We start from the raw sequence: 17,278 nt of genomic DNA on the forward strand, positions 1-17,278 counted from the left end.
GGCCGGCACCGTCCCCCGGAACGTCCCCCCGGGACACTCGACGCAGGCGGGTCGACGGAAGGACACCCCGGCCACGTACCCGTCCCGCGGCGCCATGCCGAACGCCCCCGCGTGCGCGAAGCACCCGGGGGCGTCCACTCCGGGCTCTCGAGAGAGCCCGGAGAACCGCTACGAGAAATCGGGAAGGTCAGCCATGTCGCATGTCGTCGGGGTCGATCGGGAGCGATCCCGGCGTCGCCTGCGGTCCGCCCATCTGCGGCCGGCCCGCGTCGGTCCCGCCCGGGGAGATCCGGCCGCGCCACCCGCCGCTCTCGCGGCCGCGCTCCTCGATGAAGCCCTTGAACCGCTTCAGATCGCCCTTGACCCGCCGGTCGAGCACCCCGAGCGCGTCACCGGTCTTCTCCGCCATCCCCTCGGGCTGGAAGTCCATGGCCAGACTCACCCGCGTGTGCGCGGGGTCGAGCTGCTGGAAGGTGACGACACCCTTCTGCCGCACATCACCGTCGACCGTGCGCCACGAGATGCGCTCGTCCGGCAGCTGGTCGACGATCTCGGTGTCGAACTCCCGCCTGACCCCGGCGATCTTCGTCCTCCAGTGGCAGTGCTCGTCGTCGAGTTGCCGGACGTCCTCGACGCCTTCCATGAAACTCGGGAAGTCCTCGAACTGCGTCCACTGGTTGTAGACGTGGCGCAGGGGGACGTCGACGTCGATGGTTTCCTTCACCATGCTCATGAGTTCTCCTCCTTCGCGGCTCCGCCGCTCATTCGGTCTCACTGCGCCGCGTACCCGGACCGGAGTGACTCATTCACACATCATGCTCGCGGTCGCCGGGCACGCCGGCCGGCCTGCCCGCTCGGGAGGTGCCCCCGCGCCGCGTCGTCAAGACACCCCCTAGCATCTCCCTCGTGACGGAGTTCCTCGACAATCCCCTGGACCGCGACGCGGTGGTGGCGTTCGTCCGTGAGCACGGGGACGGCGTGCTCTCCACGCTCGGGCCCCGGGGTGCTCCGCAGTCGGCGTACCTCACACTGGCGATCACCGACGGCGGCGAACTCGTGCTGGACGCCCGGGAGGTCTCACGCAAGGTGGCCAACGTGCGCCGGGACGGCCGCGTGGCGGTGGTCGTCGGTGGCCGGGAGGGGGTGACGCTCCAGCTGGAGGGGCTGGCCGACATCCCGTCCGGTGAAGAGCGGGAGCGGTGCGCCGGTGCCTACGAGGCCGCCTTCCCCCAGTTCGCGTCCTCCCTCCATGACCCCGAGATCGTCGTCGTGCGCGTGAGGATCGCGTGGGCGCGGCTCGGTGACTTCCGTACTCCTGCCGCGGTCATGCGGGAGACGTCCGGGCCGTGGTGAGGGGTCCGGCCCGCACGCATCCGTGAGCCCTCCTCGGGTGTACAGGCCGCCGCCCGGGTCGGGCCCGGGCACCTGGCGCTCTCGTCCGAGCCGCACGCCGACCCGGCAGGATTGGCCGCCACGCGGAGCGGGCAACCGCACTCGGTGACAAGGAACTCCCCGACGGCCGTCACCCCCGACGGCCACTACGCCGTCGTCGACGTCCGGCGTCGGCGTGCCACCGCCCCCTCGGTGCCCGACGACGCCCAGGACCGGCCGCGGGGCCACCTCATCGCGGCTCGCAGGGCGGTCGCCCACGCCCGGCGCGCTCACGACCCGGAAGCCGAGGGCGCGGCGCGGAAGCGCGTACGGCAGGCGAAAGCCGCCCTCGGCGAGCGCGGCACGCCGTGGTGGAAGAAGGGCCCAGCCGAGCGGGTGGCGGGCCGGCGCGACGGTCCGGCCGCGCCGGACGACTGACGCCACCCGGCCGGCGCCCCGCCGACCCAGACCACACCGTCCGAGCTCGCCGGAGCGGCCCGCGCCGCGGCCCGACTCGGACGGACACCCCATCCTCAGCCGCTGAAAGGCACCGCATGAGCATCCTGGAGAACGCGGAACCCACCGATGACATCGGTCAGGAGCCCCGTGACGATGTGCAGGCTCGCAAGCAGCGCCTTCGCCGGCGGCTGGAGCGCCTGATCGGCATAGCGGCCACCGAAGGCAACGAACTCCTGCCGCTGCGCAACGGCGATGCGATCTTCCCCGCGATGCTCGGTGCGATACGCGGCGCCGAGCACACCATCGACATGATGACCTTCGTGTACTGGCGCGGCCAGATCGCCCGCGACTTCGCCGACGCGCTCGCCGACCGGGCCCGGGACGGAGTACGGGTGCGCCTGCTGCTCGACGGCTTCGGCGCCAAGGAGATCGAACCGAGCCTGCTCGACGCCATGGGCAGCGCCGGGGTCCAGGTCGCCTGGTTCCGCAGACCGATGTGGCTGTCGCCGCTCAAGCAGAACCACCGCTGCCACCGCAAGGCCCTGATCGTCGACGAGAACACGGCCTTCACCGGAGGCGTGGGCATCGCGGAGGAATGGTGCGGTGACGCCCGCGGCCCCGGCGAGTGGCGAGACACCCACGTGCAGGTCCGCGGCCCGGCCGTGGACGGGATCGCCGCCGCCTTCGCGCAGAACTGGGCCGAGTGTCACGACGAACTCTTCGACGACCGCGACCGGTTCACCGAACACGCCCAGGTCGGGACCTCGACCGTGCAGGTCGTGCGCGGCTCGGCCAGTTTCGGCTGGCAGGACATGCAGACCCTGATCCGCGTGATGCTGACCTCGGCCGAACGGCGCTTCCGCCTGGCCACGGCCTACTTCGCCCCGGACACCTACTTCATCGACCTGCTGTGCGCCACCGCCCGTCGCGGCGTCACGGTGGAGATCCTGCTGCCCGGCCCCCACACCGACCAGCGCGCGTGCCAGCTCGCCGGGCAGCACCATTACTCCCGCCTCCTGGAGGCGGGCGTGTCCATCCGGCAGTACCAGCCCACGATGATGCACGCCAAGATCATCACCGTGGACGGCGTGGCGTCACTGATCGGTTCCACCAACTTCAACCGCCGCTCCATGGACCACGACGAGGAGGTGATGCTCGCCGTCCTGGACGAGGACTTCACCGCCACCCTCGATCAGGACTACGACGCGGACCTCGAACGCAGCGTGACGATCGACCTGCATCGCTGGAGGCGGCGGGCGGCCGCGCAGCGGCTGCGGGAGGCGGTGGTCGTTCCCGTCAGACGCTTCCTCTAGACCGCGCACACGGATGCGGCCCGGCGCCCCAGGGGGGAGGGGAACGCCGGACCTGCACAGCGACTGCCCCGGTTCTGCCGGTCCACACCCCGATCGGACCGAAAGGATGCGGTCGAGGGGCGGACTCGTCCCGTCGTGTGCGTGGGCATCACCCGGCGGACCAGGATTCGCCCTCGTGCGGCCCCGGCTCATGGGCGCAGGTCACGGCAGAGGCGGTGGTCGTGCGGATGCGCATGCGGCGCAGGAGGTCACGCGTGGTGCGTGCGTGCGATGTGCTGCGCCAGGTGATCCCCGGGTGGCGGGAGCGCAGGTGCGAGAGCGCCCGGGTGCCCAGGCCGGTGCTGTGGAAGCGCTCCTCGATGTCGACGGCGGTGATGACGCCCTCGGCGCAGTCGGCACAGATCCGGTAGTGGACCTGGCCGACGACCTGCCGGATGTGGACGAGCAGCAGGCGTTCCTCGCCGGGCCCGGACGCTCCCGGGAGGTGTGTGGACAGGAAGTCGATCGCCCGGTAGGCCAGGATCCGGCGCCGGAGCCGTCCACGGAGCCGGCCCGGACGTGAGTGCCTGGGGCCGCTGTGGCCAGGTGCCGATGTGCCGCCCGTGGAGGCGGGCCCGAACAGGGTGCTCGTGGGACGTGCGTGTTGTCCGCGCATGAGACCCGTGTGCCCCGACCACGGATCCGTACCCGTACCCGTCCGCGTTCCGCGCCGGTCTCGTGCCGCCGTGCGCCGCCGTGGGCGGTTCAGCGGCTGATCTCCATGGCGGCCAGCCCCTTCGCCAGGTCCTCGCCGTTCATCACCGGGGTGTACGAGATCTTCGCGCCCAGCTCCAGGAAGAAGGGCTCCGCGGTCTTCGGCATGTCGGCGGACTCGGCCAGGTCGAAGAAGATGTACGCCGTTCGGTTGCCGTTCTCGGTGGTGAAGTACGCGGCCTCGGGGCGTATCGCCTCCATCGCCTTCTCCACCGTCTTCTGGAGCGTGCCCCGCTTGATGGCCTCGTTGGACATCTGCGTGTCCATGTGGACCTTCAACAACATACGCATGATGGCGGCCTTTCTCGGCCCGGGCAGGCGCTGCCAGAGGCGCGCGGTTCACACCCGGAGGCCCGTACCTCCAGCGTCTCTCCATCCCGTCGCGGGGACCAGTCGGCGACCCGGGCGGGGGAGGAGGAGCCCCGGCCGGGAAGGGGGAACCCGGCCGGGGCTGCGCGGCGTCAGCGTCCGGGGCACTCCTTCCATGCGAGGTGGTAGACGGTGCTGATGTCGCCGTCGGTGGAGTCCATGGTCATGTAGCTGGTGGTGGCCGGGTTCGACGTGCCGGCGTTCACCCGGAGTTCGGTGTTGATGTTGAAGTTCCGCTGCACGCCGCACGGCGCCCACACGAGCTGCGCCCAGTCGGTGTCGTCGGTGGCCTGCCAGTTGTCCTCGTACGGGCCCCGGAAGGTGTGCGTCCGGGACGCGGTGTTCGGCGAGCCCTGGAAGTAGTACGACGCCTTCTCGGTGCTGCTCGCACCGGGGCGGAGCGACGCGTAGCCGCGGTAGTCGGCGCTGGCGATCGCGTAGGTGAAGCCCTGGGGCACGTGCACCAGGAGGTTGAGCTGGCAGTTCCTGCGGGCCGCCGTCGGGGAGGAGTTGCCGCCCACCTGGGCCAGGTACTCGCTGTACGTGACGGTGAAGGCCGTGTTGTCCTCGGACACGGCGATGGCCGCGGTGCCGAGGGGGCAGCCGGACCCGTTCACGGTGGCGATGTCGATGACGATCCTGTCCGGAGGCGGGTCGACGATCGACGACGGGCCTGCTTGCGCGGGCAGGGCCGAGGCGAACAGAGCGGCGATCGCTCCGCTGACCAGCAGGGGGACTCTCATGGTTCTCCCATCCAGTGCTTCGGTGCCGGGCGAGCGCGGGCGCACGGGTGCGCCCGGTCGCGGGGCGGGGGGTGCGGCGCGCCAACGGGGCGGCCGTCACGGACCTGGTGCGATGGATCGAGGACATCGAGGGTGCGAAGGGGTAGTGCAGCCGACAACGGTTGAAGCATCATGCACATGTCAGGCACTGTCCCCGGGCGCCCCACCGGTGCGGGCGGGGGTGGTCGAATGCTAGAAGCCCTGACGCGGCAGGACAGGTGGTCGCCCGGCCAACTATGGCCTGGTGAAAGGGCTTTCCCTTGGCTCGGAACAGCGGGTGACGCCCCTGGCGCCTCACACGTACCGGGCGCCCCATGTGCCCCTCGACGGATCAGCCGGCGCGGCGCCGTGAGCCCGGAGACATCGACGGGACGCTCCTGGGGAGCACGGGTGGTCGCCCGTCCCCGTGCCCCGCATCGGCGGGGGGACACTGGTGGAGTGACGGACGGCGAACGGCAGACCGAACGGCAGACCGAGCGGCGCTTGGAGCGGGCCATCCTGGAGCTGCTGGACCGTCGTGCCCCGAGCGCGACGATCTGTCCCTCCGACGCCGCGCGGGCGGTGTACACGGGAGACGGGGACGGCTGGCGCGATCTGATGGAACCGGCCCGCCGAGCGGCCCGGCGGCTGGTCGAGGCCGGCGAGGTGGAGATCACCCAGAACGGCCGCCCGGTCGAGCCGGCGAAGGCCCGCGGCCCGATCCGTATCCGCCTGACCGGCTGACACCCCACCAGCGGGCTCCCGGTGCGGCCGGCCTCCGCGGCCCGCCGTCCCCTCCACGGCCCCGCCGACCCGCGCCCGCACCTGCCCGCGCCCGGTGGCCGGGCGTGGTCAGGCCTGCGGCGGGGCGGGCTCGCGGACGAGTTCCGCGCCGTCCGGGAGCAGCGAGGTCAGCTCCTGCCAGATCCGCTTCGGGGCGACGCGCCGCAGCCGGAACGGGCTGCCCGCGCCGGCCCCGCCCTCCGTCACCGGCTCGGCGGGCAGCTCCCGCAGCCACGAGCCGAGCGGACCGCAGTCCCAGGCGGCGACCGTGCGGGCCGCCACACCCCGTACACCGCCCTCCAGGCCCTGCCAGGCGGCGGTCATACGCCAGTTGGAGCGCAGCTCCACGATCAGCTCCGCGAGCCGGGCGGAGACGGCGTCCGTCGCCCCCGCCGCGCCGAGTGCCGCGGAGACCGCGGTCCGCTCCTCCGCGCCGGGTGTGCCCGCGGCCTTCTCCAGGGCCGCGAGCCCCGCCTCCAGAGCGCCCACGGTCGTCTCCACGACCTCCTCCTCGTCGGGCTCCGCGAGTCCCGACCGCTGTAGACCGACGAGGTCGGCGAGCGTCCACACGGCCGTCCTCGGCTCCACGAGCCGGTACTCCGCCTCCTCCTGGCCGGGCCAGGTCTCGTGGCGGACGACGTGGTCGTCGCCGATCAACAGGCCGTGGTGGAGGATGCCCTGCCGGCCTCCCGCCTCCAGGGAGACGATCACCGACGGCTGGACGACGGTCCGCATGAGGGGCAGCAGGAGCGCGGACAGCTCCCCGGCGTCGTTCGTGAGACCGCAGTCCCGCAGCCGCGCCGCGGCGGGCGCCAGGGACTCCGGGACCGGCCGGCCGGTCGCGAGCTGGGCGAGGACGAGGACGTCGTCGTCGGACAGCCGGAAACGGGATCGGGTCACGTCGAAGGAAGGCATCAGTCGCTCACTCGGTAGGGCGGTCAAGGCGGTCAGCGCGGTCAGGGCGGGAAGCGGGGGCGGCGGGGTGGAACCGGTGGACGGAGAAAGGGGCGGGGTGTGCGGGGCGGGCGGTACGGAACTCGGATCGCGGCGGAGGGCCGGTACCGGGTCAGTACTGCGATTCGGCCCAGAAGTGGGTGACGCGCGAGAGGCCCGCCTTCACCGCACCGACCCGCGTCAGCGTCGAGCGGTCGACGCCGGCGAAGATCAGCCCGAGCGCCAGGTCTCCGCCCTCGGCGCGTCCCGCGACCCGGACGGAGAGCCGGCGGCGGCTCCCGCGCCCCGACTCGCGGACGGTGACGGTGACGCCGGGGTCCTCCGCGTCGGGTCGGCGGGTCAGCACGTAGCCGCGCTTGTCGAGGGCCGCGAGCCGGTAGTGGTCGCCGGCGTACCGCATGGTCAGGGCGCGCTGTTCGAGGGTGGCGCCGAAACGGTTCCGGTTCACGTACACGACGCGGTCGCCGACCCGGAGTGTGGACCGGTTCAGGGTCGGCAGCCTGATCCCCTCCACGTGCATCCCGCGCGCCTCGAAGGACGCGGTCGGGAGCAGGCCGCCGCGCACCTCCGAGACGATCGACTCGGGCGCGGTGCGGGGGAGCGGGCAGGTCAGCGTGATCTCGCCGAACTCCGGCGAGACCCCCTTCCAGCCCGCGCGGTGGTCGTGACGGTTCCCTTCCTTCCACGCGTGAAGGTCGAACGGTGTCACATCGGTGTGCATGCGGGCTTCCCAGGATGTCTGCTTGGTCGGACGGGTCGGACGGAGGGTTCGGTCGGACGGGTCGGGCGGTTCGGTCGGAGGGGTCGGCCGGCGCGCTCGGTCGAACGGCTCAGTCGAACGGGTTGAGCGCACCGCCCAGTCTCCTCGCGCCGTCCGCGATCCCGGAGCCGACGTCGGAGGCGGTGTCGCCGATCCAGTCCCCGGCCTCCTCCAGACCTTTGCCGATGGCTTCGTGGTTGTCCCAGATCAGTGCTCCGGCGTAGACGACACCCGTACCGACGGCGAGCCCGAGGGTGACCGGGTTCGGGGCCACCGTCAGCGCCGTCATCGACGCGCTGAAGGCTGTCCCGCTGAGGTCCGAGGCGAACTTCGCCGGATCGGCCTTGATCATGTCCGTGTCGTACGTGGCGAGGTTGGCCACTCCGTACGCGGTGGCGGCCACGCCGCCGACGACGCCGGCACCGCGCAGCCAGCCGGCCGCCTTCGCCGCGTTGGCGAGGCCGCCGTTCTGCGCCACCTTCACGAGGTCGGCCTCGGCCGCGGTCGGCATGAAGAAGGCGCCGTTGCGCAGGAAACCGCCGAACATGGCGGCCTCGTCGGAGCCGGTCAGGGCGGTGGCGAGGCCCGGCGGCACCTTGCTGAGCATGCTGCCCGGAGCCGCCCCGGCCAGGCGCATGTTGAACTGCCGGGACAGGAAGGTGCCGGGCGCGGTCGGGTGGACGAACGGCGGCCGGAGCGCCTTGGACAGCTTGTACGAGTACAGGCCGGCCGCGGTCAGGGCGCTCGCGAACGCGCCGGCCGTGATCGTGCCCTTGGTGAACTTGGCGACCAGATCGGCCAGTTGCTCGTTTCCGGTGAGTCTCGCGAGGCCGTCGCGCTGCAGCCGCCGGACGTAGTCGTCGAGCGTCTCGTCATCACGCATCCTGAGCCAGGCGAGGTTCGTCCGGTCGTCCTCGGCCTTGTCGTCGGCCGTGGCGACCCGGCCCGCGTCGCCGTTGAATCCGGTGCCGAGCGTCCCGTCGCCCTTGTTGCCGTACCCGTCCCGGACCACGGCCTCCAGGTCCTTCTTCAGGTCCTGGTCCGCGACGTCGAAGGCCTTGACGGAGGCCTCCAGGTGTTCCGCCCACGACGCCTCGGCGTCCCGGACGCTCTGGGCGCCGTCCGGATCATGGTGCAGGGCGCTGCGTTCCTGCGGCGTGAGGCGGCCGTGGTCGTACGCGACCCTGCCCTGTTCGGAGACCTTCATGCCGGCCGCGACGGCGTCGGCGCGTGCGTTCTCCAACTGCTTCCTGAGCTGCGAGAACTGCTCGTGTGCGTTGCGCAGAAGGGTCGAGGTGGCCTTGGCCTGCGTCTGCGCCGCCTGGTATTCGTAGCGCGTGGCGGCGAAGAGGGCGTGGGCGGCGGTCGCGCTCTCGCCCAGCCAGGCCGGGGCCGTCGGCAGCGACTGGACGCTGTCGCGGTAGCGCTCCTCGACCTTGTGCAGTTCACCCGCCATCTCGTCCCACTTGTCGGCGGCGTCGGCGAGCTTGTCCAGGTCGGTGGCCATGATCTCGGCGTACGTCGGCACGGTCCGCCCCCTCAGTACCGTTCGATGCGCGAGGCCGGCCCGACGCCCGCGATACGGGTACGGGTGTCCAGCTCCTGGCGGCCGAAGGCGACCGCTGTGCCGCGCAGGGCGTCCCTCTCGGTGGCGAGCCGGGCGAGGAGCGTCTTGACCTGCTTGTCCCAGGTGGCCTCGACGGTCTTCAGGCCGCCCGCGGTCGCCCAGCCGTCGAAAGCGGCGACGGCCTCGGCGGTGGCGGCGTCGGCGCACCGGGCGGCCTTGCCGGTGCGGGGCTCCAGCTCGGTCTCGATCGTGTGGGCCGCGGCCTTCTTCTTCGCCGGTGCGGTGGCGAGATCGGGTGCTCCGCCCGCCGGTCCGGTGGCGTCGCGCGGATCGGTCCCGGCCGGCCGCATGCCGTCGTGGGTTCGCGCCGGTGCGCCGGACCGGATGCCGTCCCAGTCCTCGTCAAAACCCATACCGCTGTGCCCCCATGACAGAATGATCATCGATTTGCAGGTGCATCGTATGGTTCCGGGGTGGTGGCCGGGACGCAAGGTCACGCGGTGATCCTCCGCAGGAGCCACCCATTCCGGCAGCGGGGGCGGTTGACCGCGTCCGGGGGCGGTCGGCCAGGTCGCAGCCGCCACCACCGCGCGTTCCGTATCCGCCGCGCCCGACGCCCCCGCCGCGCCCGCCCCGTGGTCAGGGGGTGCGTCGGTCGACGAGGACGGCCAGGCCGTCCAGGATGCGCTGCAGTCCGAACTCCCACGCCTGGTCCTGTCCGCCGGTCTGCGCCGCCGAGGCGAAGGCCTCGGTGAGGGCGGGGAACCGCTCGCCGTGGACCCGCATCAACTCAGCCAGCACGGTGCCGAGTTGAGCCTCCGGGTTGCTCGACGGGCCGGCCGCGCGGGCTTGCTGGGTGATGCCGCGCACATGACCGACGAGCAGCACGGCCGCGTCCATCCGCTCCGCCCCGCTCAGTCCCGTGCCGTCCAGCGCGGAGATGGCGCGCTCCATCCAGGAGAGTTCCCCGGGGCCGGGGATCCGCACTCCGACGGTGGCGTCGAGCGACCACGGGTGCCGGTGGAAGGCGGCGAACAGGCGCCGCGCCCAGTCTTCGAGCTGCTCCCGCCAGTCGCCCTGCGGCGTCGCCTCCACCGGAAAGGCACCGATCGCGCCTTCCACCATCAGCGCGACCAGTTCGGCCTTTCCCGGCACGTACCGGTACAGGGCCATCTTGGTGACGCCGAGTCGCTCCGCGACCCGCTGCATGGAGACGTCGGCCAGGCCCTCCGCGTCGGCGATCTCGATCCCGGCCCGCGCGATCCGGTCCAGATCGAGCGCCGGCCTGGGGCCCCGCTTCGGCTGCGGGCGCGGCCCCCACAGCAGTCGCACCACATCGGCGTGCTGGTCGCCCACGCTTCTCCTCCGCTCGCCTTGTCGAAGCCATCGAACTGTGTCTATCGTACACAGTATTAATTCGTGTCCGAGGGACACAGTTTCTGAGGGACACAGTTTCCGAGCGGGGGAGACCCATGAACAAGACCGTCCTCATCTCCGGCGCGAGCATCGCCGGTCCGGCGCTGGCCTACTGGCTGGGACGCCACGGCTTCACCCCGACCGTGGTCGAGCTCTCGCCCACGCTGCGGGAGGGCGGTCAGGCCGTCGACTTCCGCGGCGAGACCCACCTGGCCGTCCTGGAACGCATGGGGCTCCTCCCCGAACTGCGCCGCGTGCAGACCGGCGGCAGCCCGATGCGCTTCGTCGACGAGAACGACCGGACGCTGCTGCACCTGCCGGCCGAGTTCGCCGGCGGCGAGATCGAGGTCGTCCGCGGGGACCTGGTCCGATTGCTCCACGAGCGCAGCGCCCCCACCACCGAGTACGTCTTCGGCGACTCGATCACCGGTCTCACCGAGACCGCGTCCGGCGTGCGCGTCGACTTCCGGCATGGCGCCTCACGCGACTTCGACCTGGTGATCGGAGCCGACGGGCTGCACTCCAACGTCCGCCGCCTCGCCTTCGGCCCGGAGGCCGACTACGTCAGCCATCTCGGCTATTACGCGGCCACCTGGCAGCTGTCCCACGACGAGTCCCCCGCGCCGGTCAAGGGATCGGTCGGCTACAACGTGCCGGGGCGGCTCGCCTCCGTGGGCGCCCACCACCGGGATCCGTCACGGGCGGGTGCGTTCTTCGTCTTCGCCGCGCCCGAGCTGTCGTACGACCGGCACGACCTCGACCGGCAGAAGCGGCTGATCACCGACGCCTTCTCCGGCCTCGGCTGGGAGGTGCCCCGCCTGCTCGACTCCCTCCACCGGGCCCCCGACCTCTACTTCGACTCCATCAGCAGGGCGGACGTCGACACCTGGTCGAAGGGCCGAGTGGGCCTCATCGGCGACGCCGCCTGCGGGGCGACCATCGGTGGCATGGGCACCGGAACCGCCGTGGTCGCCGCGTATGTGCTGGCCGGTGAGCTCGCCCGATCCGGCGGGGACCACCGGGCGGCCTTCACCCGGTACGAGGACAGACTGCGGAAGTACGCCCAGGGCTGCCAGGCGGGCGGTGACCGGACCGGGAAGTTCCTCGCTCCCCGGACCGCCACCGGCATACGCCTCCGCAACACCCTGCTCTCCCGGCCGCTGTTGCTGAACGGCATGCTCCGCATGGGCGAGAAGGTCAGCAGCACGGTGACTCTGCCCGACTACTCCACCGACTCCCGCCACGTCAGCCGTTGACCGGTGCCGTCTCCGGTGTGAGGGACGGCCGTGGTGCCGGCCCCGGGTGGGCTCGGCACCACGGCCGGCGGGTGCGCGGGTGATCAGGCGCGACAGCGCAGCATCTCCAGCGGCGGGTGCGCGAGGAGGTCCGCCCAGAAGTCGTCCCCGAACTCGCGGATGCCTGCTTCGGACACCTGTAGGGGAACCCACTCCACCTCGCCGAACCCGGCCGCGCGCAGACACTCTGCGTAGACCTCGCGGCGCGGGGCCGTGGAGACGATGCTGATCGGATCCGGGGCGAGGAGCGCGGTCACCCGCACCCGCGGCCCCGTCTCGAGTTCCTCACCGGTGGGCTCGCAACGGAACCCGTACGTGTCCAGGGACAGGCAGTCGAACCCGTAGTCGGGCTTCTGGGCGAGCACGAAGAACTCCCCGCCGGGCACGAGGCTTCGGTGGACGTTGCGGCACATCCGCTCCATCTCCGCGATGTCCCGCGCGTAGTTGAGGCACTGCACCCCCAACGCGACGTCGAAGCGCCGGCCGTCGGTCCGCAACTCGGCGACGTCGCCGACCTCGTAACGCACTCCGAGCGGGTCACGCTGCTCGATCTCACGTGCGGCGGCGATCATCTCTACGGAGATGTCCACCCCGAAGACGTCCGTGGCCCCGCGCCGCCTGAACTCCCTGCTGTAGAAACCGGTCCCGCACGCCAGGTCGAGAACCGTCTTGCCCGTCACGTCCCCGACCAGGCCCAGGAAGCTCGGCACCTCCCCGTAGCGTGTCAGTGGCAGGGACTTGAACCCCTCGAACGCCTCACCGATCCGGTCGTACTGCTGCACGCTCACGCGCCGTCCCCTTCCGTGCTTCCTCACCTGTACGCGGGCACGCCGGTGCCTCCCGGATCCACGGGCCGGCCGCCGCGTCGTGCTCGAAAGTCTGCTGCGCCCGGTCCGGCCGTTCGTACTGGCAGATGACACGAAGAAACCGCCCCCTCGCGTTCGTATCACCCAACGCTCGAGCAGCTCAGGGCAGTTGACCAGCACTCTGGGAACGGACGCGCTCCGTGCCGCCGACGGGCTGTGCCGACCGGGGTGCGCCGCCGGCCGGTGGGGGCCCGCGGTGTCCCGTCACCTCGCCGTTCTCCGCCGCGCCGGTCTGCTCACGGCCCGGCGCCGAGCGGCCGCGCGTCTCGAACGCGGGCGGTGAAGGAGCAGGTCATCACCGTGAGCAGCCGTTGGCGCGGTCGGCGGCACCGCATCAGGAACTGTGGCTTCCGCCACTGCGCGCAGGGGGACCGCCTGTTCAACTGACCGCATGCTGATCAACCTGATACTTCGCGTCCTGCCGTACTGGATCCGCGAGCCCCTGGTCATCGCCGCGAGCCTCTCCTTCGGCGTGATGTGCCTCTACTGGTACTTCACGGTCGGGGAGTGGCAACGAGCCGCCTTCGGCGTGGTGTTCCTCGCGATCGCGGTCCTGCGGTCCTTCGTCCTGCGCCGCGAGTGGAGATCCCGCCCGAGAGCCGGCCAGGTCGTGTGACGGAGGGGCGGGCCGGTACAGGCTCGCCCCCCCCGTGCGGTGACGATCCTGCCTCGTCGACCCGCCTTCGGCATCGACGCACCTGCCGGCCCGCACGGTCCGCACGGCCCGATCGGGCGCGTGGGCGCCGGGCGATCCTTCCCGCCCCGGTCTCCCGTGGCCGCCGCCTCACCCGCGTGCGTCGAGGTAGGCCGCGAGCTCCGCGGCCCCGGTCAGCATCGCGCGCCCGCGGGCGGAGAGCCGGCCGTGCCAGTCGCGCAGCGCTTCCTCCAGGGGTGCCAGCCCACCGGCTGCCCGCACCTGGGTGATCAACGGGGCGATCTGCTCCAGGAGATAGCCGCCCCGCCTGAGTTGGTGCGCCAGCCGGGCGTCACGTACGTCGGCGTCGTCGTAGACGCGATAGCCGGTCCGGGGATCCCGGTGCGGCCGCACCAGCCCGGCGCCCTCCCATTTGCGCAGAGTCGCCGGCCGGATGCCGAGCCTCTGCGCCAGCGGCCCGATGAACGTGCCGCCGGGTCCGGACTCCGCTTCCGCCCTCGGCTCCGCGGCCTCCCCGGACCGCGCAGCCGTACCCCCCGCCGACACCGGAGCGGAGCCCCGGTCGGGCCCCAGGCCGCGCAGGGCGCTCTCCACGGCCTGGAGGGTTCGCCGGTCGTCGAGGAGCTGGGCATGGCTCTCGTCGATGAGGCGGAACGCCTCGTCGACCCCGCCCTCGTTCACCGCCCGCATGATCGACGTCGCCGTCCGGTGACCGTGGCCCGGCACCAGGGCGAGGAACGCACGGAGGGCCCCGGCGTGCAGCGGGGTGTACGTGCGGTAGCCGTGGGGAGTGCGCGCGGCGGCCGGAAGGATGCCGGCCTCCTCGTAGTTCCTGACCGCCTGCGTGGACAGTCCGCCCTCACGCGCCAGATCGATCGGCCTCAGCCGTGCACCACTTTGAAGGTTCTTCCCCATGAGACCGACGATATCGCGCAGAAGTCTCAACCGTCGGTTCAGCGATACCGTTGAAGGCATGGCGACCGACATCAAGGACACCGCCCACGCCGTCGAGGCTGCCGCCGTCATGCGGCTGCTGCCGACCCGGCCCCGACTGCTCGCTCTGGGCGAGCCCACCCACGGCGAGGACACGCTGCTCGAACTCCGCAACGAACTCTTCCGCGACCTCGTCGAGCAGCACGGCTACCGGGCCGTCGCCATCGAGAGCGACTGCCTGCGGGGCCTCCTCGTGGACGACCACGTCACCTCCGGTGCCGGCAGCCTCGACGAGGTCATGGAACACGGCTTCAGCCACGGTTGGGGCACCTCGGCGGCCAACCGCGACCTCGTGCGCTGGATGCGCGCCCACAACGACGGACTGCCCCCCTCCGAGCGGCTCCGCTTCGCAGGCATCGACGGCCCGCTGGAGATCAGCGGCGCCGCGAGCCCTCGTCAGGCACTCACCGCGCTCCACGGCTACCTCGCCGCCCGGGTCGACGCGTCCCTGCTCCCCTGCACGGCCGAGACGCTCGACCGCCTCCTCGGCGCCGACGAACGATGGACCGAACCCGCGGCGATGATGGACCCGACCCGGTCGATCGGGCGGTCGGACGAGGCCGGTGAGCTGCGGCTGCACGCCGACGACATGACGGCACTGCTCGCCGCTCAGAGCCCGCAGCTGCTCGCGGCGACCTCGCCGGAGGACTGGGACCGAGTCCGCCTGTACGCCCGCACCGCCGTCGGCCTGCTGCGCTACCACTCCTGGACGGCCGACACCTCACCCGCCCGCCTGACACGACTGGTGGGGCTGCGGGACCAGATGATGGCCGACAACCTCCTCGCCGTCGCGGCCCGCGGCCCCGCGCTCGTCCACGCCCACAACGCCCACCTCCAGAGGGAGAAGAGCTCGATGAGGATGGGCGGAGAACTCCTGGAGTGGTGGAGCGCCGGTGCGCTGGCGAGCGCGCGGCTGGGGGAGGAGTACGCCTTCGTGGCGACCGCCCTGGGCACGATCCGGCACCAGGGGGTGGACACGCCGCCGCCGGACACCGTCGAAGGACTGCTGTACGGGCTCCCCGAGGACCGCTGCCTCGTCGACCCCCGGCGACTTTCCGCCACTCTCGGCGCCTCCCTGCCCGCACCGCGCGTCTCCCCGTGGTTCGGCTACGCCCCGCTCGACCCGGCCCACCTGCCGACCATGGACGGCCTCGTGTTCGTCGGGGACGTCCCGCGAAGCTGATGCGGCGCCTGCGCCGGCACCCGGCCTCGCCGTGGGCGGTGCGCCGTCGGCCCGGCGGGCGCACGACGCCGGATCCGCGCGCGGCGCCCCGCACTCAGCGCGACGGCGGATGCGTGCCGAGCCAGTGGCGGGCGATCTGTTCGCGGGTGGCGACCCAGGCTCCGCCACGCCGCGCGACGTGCCGCAGGAAGCCGTCGAGCGCGCGGATGCGGCCGGGCTTGCCGATGATCCGGCAGTGCAGGCCGACACTCATCATGCGCGGGCGCTCGGCGCCCTCGTCGTAAAGAGTGTCGAACGTGTCGACCAGGTACGCGAGCATGTCCTCGGCGGTCGTGAAACCGTGCACGATGAGGAACTTGAAGTCGTTCGCGTCGAGGCTGTACGGCACCACGAGGTGCGGCCGGCCGGCGGCCTCGACGTAGAACGGCAGGTCGTCCGAGTAGTCGTCGGAGTCGTAGAGGAAGCCCCCTTCCTCGGCGACGAGGCCCCGGGTGCGCGGGCTCGTACGGCCGGTGTACCAGCCGACCGGACGGCGGCCGACGAGCCGCTCGATCGTCGAGATCGAGCGCGCGATGTCCGCACGCTCGACGTCCTCGGGCACGTGCCGGTAGTCGATCCAGCGCCAGCCGTGGCTCGCCACCTCCCAGCCGGCGGCGGCCATCGCCCTCGCCACCCCGGGATTGCGCTCGAGCGCCCGGCCCACGGCGTACACCGTGAGCGGGACGCCGTGCGCCGCGAGCGTGCGATGGATGCGCCAGAACCCGGCCCGGGAGCCGTACGCGAACATCGACTCGACGTTCAGGTCGCGCCCGCCGACCACGGGTGGCGCGCCGATGATCTCGTGCAGATAACCCTCGGAGGCGGGATCGCCCTCGACGACGCTCCGCTCTCCGCCCTCCTCGTAGTTGAGGACGAGGCTGACGGCGACGCGGGCGCCACCGGGCCACGCGGCGTGCGGCGGCTCGGCGCCGTACCCGACGAGGTCGCGCTCATGCTCGGACACGGGCCGCACCCTACCGTCGCACCACGTCAGGGCGGCGGGACCACGCCACACGCCCTAGGAGTCGTGCCACGCCCCCCCGCCCCATGTCGTGCCGGCGGTCGCCCAACCGGTGCCGGCCGGCGAGGCGGGACCGGTGCTACTGGCCGACCCTTCCGTCGACGCATTCGCGCAGCAGGTCCGCGTGTCCGCTGTGACGGGCGTACTCGTCGATCCTGTGGACCATCAGCTCCCGGATCGAGACGGCGTCCTTCCCCACCCGCTCGCCCAGGTCGGCGTATCCGGCCAGCGCCGCGTCGGTCGCCGCCTGCTCGCGCTCCAGATCGGCATACGCGGCGTCGACCATGGCCTGGTCGGCGACGGCTTCGTGGAAGTCCGCGTCCTTAACGCCGTACAGCTTCGGCAGCGGTTCCCCCTGGCCGAGCCAGTTGCGCCAGTCGCGTTCCACCTCGGCGAGATGCCGGATCAGGCCGAGCAGCGACATCGTCGAGGGCGGAACGGAGCGGCGGGCGAGTTGTTCCGCGTCCAGGCCGTCGCACTTCATGCGAAGGGTGATGCGGTAGTTCGTGAGGAAGTCCAGCAGGGTCGCGAGCTCGCCCTCGGGGCTGCTCTCGTTGTCGCGGGGGTCGTCGTTCGGGTCGGCCCACATGTCGGTGTAGACGGTCGCCTGGCTCCATCGCGCGGGTTGATCACTCATGGAGTGCATGGTGATCCGCGCCGGCCCCGGTGCGCCACCGCGTTTTCCGTCGGCGGCCGCCGTACGGATCCGTCGCACCCGGA

Annotated in this window: 20 protein-coding genes; 7 read left to right on the forward strand and 13 right to left on the reverse strand. The window is 72.1% G+C overall.

The window, feature by feature from the left end:
- Positions 1-187 precede the first annotated feature (187 nt).
- Positions 188-733, reverse strand: coding sequence for an SRPBCC family protein (locus tag ACGFZF_RS05525; RefSeq protein ID WP_393551215.1), 546 nt, complete (start codon positions 731-733; stop codon positions 188-190).
- 173 nt (positions 734-906) lie between these two features.
- Between ACGFZF_RS05525 and ACGFZF_RS05530 the strand changes: the two genes are divergently transcribed.
- The 3 genes from ACGFZF_RS05530 (at position 907) to ACGFZF_RS05540 (ending at position 3,143) form a co-directional block, all read left to right on the forward strand.
- Positions 907-1,353, forward strand: a complete 447-nt coding sequence (locus ACGFZF_RS05530) for a pyridoxamine 5'-phosphate oxidase family protein (protein WP_393551216.1) — start codon at positions 907-909, stop codon at positions 1,351-1,353.
- A 144-nt stretch (positions 1,354-1,497) separates the two neighbouring features.
- On the forward strand, positions 1,498-1,809 hold the full coding sequence (locus tag ACGFZF_RS05535) for a hypothetical protein (protein WP_393551217.1): 312 nt from the start codon (positions 1,498-1,500) through the stop codon (positions 1,807-1,809).
- Positions 1,810-1,925: 116 nt separating this feature from the next.
- On the forward strand, positions 1,926-3,143 hold the full coding sequence (locus ACGFZF_RS05540; protein WP_393551218.1) for a phosphatidylserine/phosphatidylglycerophosphate/cardiolipin synthase family protein: 1,218 nt from the start codon (positions 1,926-1,928) through the stop codon (positions 3,141-3,143).
- Between the two features lie 148 nt (positions 3,144-3,291).
- Here ACGFZF_RS05540 and ACGFZF_RS05545 read toward each other — a convergent pair whose 3' ends face one another.
- From ACGFZF_RS05545 to ACGFZF_RS05555, 3 genes are all read right to left on the reverse strand, one after another.
- Positions 3,292-3,798, reverse strand: coding sequence for a hypothetical protein (locus ACGFZF_RS05545; protein WP_393551219.1), 507 nt, complete (start codon positions 3,796-3,798; stop codon positions 3,292-3,294).
- Positions 3,799-3,887: 89 nt separating this feature from the next.
- Positions 3,888-4,187: a hypothetical protein gene (locus ACGFZF_RS05550; RefSeq protein ID WP_393551220.1), complete on the reverse strand. Its 300-nt coding sequence runs from the start codon at positions 4,185-4,187 to the stop codon at positions 3,888-3,890.
- 170 nt (positions 4,188-4,357) lie between these two features.
- Complete coding sequence (locus tag ACGFZF_RS05555; RefSeq protein WP_356776997.1) at positions 4,358-5,008, reverse strand: DUF4360 domain-containing protein; 651 nt, start codon at positions 5,006-5,008, stop codon at positions 4,358-4,360.
- Positions 5,009-5,485: 477 nt separating this feature from the next.
- Here ACGFZF_RS05555 and ACGFZF_RS05560 point away from each other — a divergent pair, with 477 nt between their 5' ends.
- Positions 5,486-5,770 (forward strand): DUF3253 domain-containing protein, encoded by a 285-nt coding sequence (locus ACGFZF_RS05560; protein WP_393551221.1) that lies wholly within the window; start codon positions 5,486-5,488, stop codon positions 5,768-5,770.
- A 108-nt stretch (positions 5,771-5,878) separates the two neighbouring features.
- On the opposite strand, the gene ACGFZF_RS05565 is transcribed toward ACGFZF_RS05560, so the two are convergent.
- From ACGFZF_RS05565 to ACGFZF_RS05585, 5 genes are all read right to left on the reverse strand, one after another.
- Positions 5,879-6,724: a histidine kinase gene (locus tag ACGFZF_RS05565; protein WP_393551222.1), complete on the reverse strand. Its 846-nt coding sequence runs from the start codon at positions 6,722-6,724 to the stop codon at positions 5,879-5,881.
- A 151-nt stretch (positions 6,725-6,875) separates the two neighbouring features.
- Positions 6,876-7,484, reverse strand: a complete 609-nt coding sequence (locus ACGFZF_RS05570) for a hypothetical protein (protein ID WP_393551223.1) — start codon at positions 7,482-7,484, stop codon at positions 6,876-6,878.
- 109 nt (positions 7,485-7,593) lie between these two features.
- The gene (locus ACGFZF_RS05575; RefSeq protein ID WP_393551224.1) at positions 7,594-9,051 is read right to left on the reverse strand and encodes a hypothetical protein; all 1,458 of its coding nucleotides are present in this window, start codon (positions 9,049-9,051) and stop codon (positions 7,594-7,596) included.
- Between the two features lie 11 nt (positions 9,052-9,062).
- Complete coding sequence (locus tag ACGFZF_RS05580) at positions 9,063-9,533, reverse strand: hypothetical protein (RefSeq protein WP_393551225.1); 471 nt, start codon at positions 9,531-9,533, stop codon at positions 9,063-9,065.
- Positions 9,534-9,729: 196 nt separating this feature from the next.
- The gene (locus ACGFZF_RS05585) at positions 9,730-10,446 is read right to left on the reverse strand and encodes a TetR/AcrR family transcriptional regulator (RefSeq protein ID WP_393551226.1); all 717 of its coding nucleotides are present in this window, start codon (positions 10,444-10,446) and stop codon (positions 9,730-9,732) included.
- A 116-nt stretch (positions 10,447-10,562) separates the two neighbouring features.
- On the opposite strand from ACGFZF_RS05585, the gene ACGFZF_RS05590 reads away from it, so the two are divergent.
- Complete coding sequence (locus tag ACGFZF_RS05590) at positions 10,563-11,762, forward strand: FAD-dependent monooxygenase (protein ID WP_393551227.1); 1,200 nt, start codon at positions 10,563-10,565, stop codon at positions 11,760-11,762.
- A gap of 83 nt (positions 11,763-11,845) precedes the next feature.
- Here the strand turns inward: ACGFZF_RS05590 and ACGFZF_RS05595 are convergent, their stop codons facing one another.
- On the reverse strand, positions 11,846-12,589 hold the full coding sequence (locus ACGFZF_RS05595; RefSeq protein ID WP_393551228.1) for a class I SAM-dependent methyltransferase: 744 nt from the start codon (positions 12,587-12,589) through the stop codon (positions 11,846-11,848).
- A 469-nt stretch (positions 12,590-13,058) separates the two neighbouring features.
- Between ACGFZF_RS05595 and ACGFZF_RS05600 the strand changes: the two genes are divergently transcribed.
- Positions 13,059-13,283 carry a hypothetical protein gene (locus ACGFZF_RS05600; RefSeq protein WP_393551229.1) on the forward strand — a complete coding sequence of 75 codons (225 nt, stop codon included), beginning with the start codon at positions 13,059-13,061 and terminating at the stop codon, positions 13,281-13,283.
- 168 nt (positions 13,284-13,451) lie between these two features.
- Here the strand turns inward: ACGFZF_RS05600 and ACGFZF_RS05605 are convergent, their stop codons facing one another.
- Positions 13,452-14,237 (reverse strand): TioE family transcriptional regulator, encoded by a 786-nt coding sequence (locus ACGFZF_RS05605; protein WP_393551230.1) that lies wholly within the window; start codon positions 14,235-14,237, stop codon positions 13,452-13,454.
- A 58-nt stretch (positions 14,238-14,295) separates the two neighbouring features.
- On the opposite strand from ACGFZF_RS05605, the gene ACGFZF_RS05610 reads away from it, so the two are divergent.
- On the forward strand, positions 14,296-15,498 hold the full coding sequence (locus ACGFZF_RS05610; protein WP_393551231.1) for an erythromycin esterase family protein: 1,203 nt from the start codon (positions 14,296-14,298) through the stop codon (positions 15,496-15,498).
- A gap of 94 nt (positions 15,499-15,592) precedes the next feature.
- Here the strand turns inward: ACGFZF_RS05610 and puuE are convergent, their stop codons facing one another.
- Entirely contained in the window at positions 15,593-16,501 is a 909-nt protein-coding gene (gene puuE / locus ACGFZF_RS05615) for an allantoinase PuuE (RefSeq protein ID WP_393551232.1), read from the reverse strand.
- Between the two features lie 136 nt (positions 16,502-16,637).
- Positions 16,638-17,195, reverse strand: a complete 558-nt coding sequence (locus ACGFZF_RS05620; RefSeq protein WP_393551233.1) for a DinB family protein — start codon at positions 17,193-17,195, stop codon at positions 16,638-16,640.
- Positions 17,196-17,278: the final 83 nt, after the last annotated feature.

It is taken from the genome of Streptomyces sp. NPDC048338, from assembly GCF_043201055.1.
GTDB lineage: Bacteria > Actinomycetota > Actinomycetes > Streptomycetales > Streptomycetaceae > Streptomyces.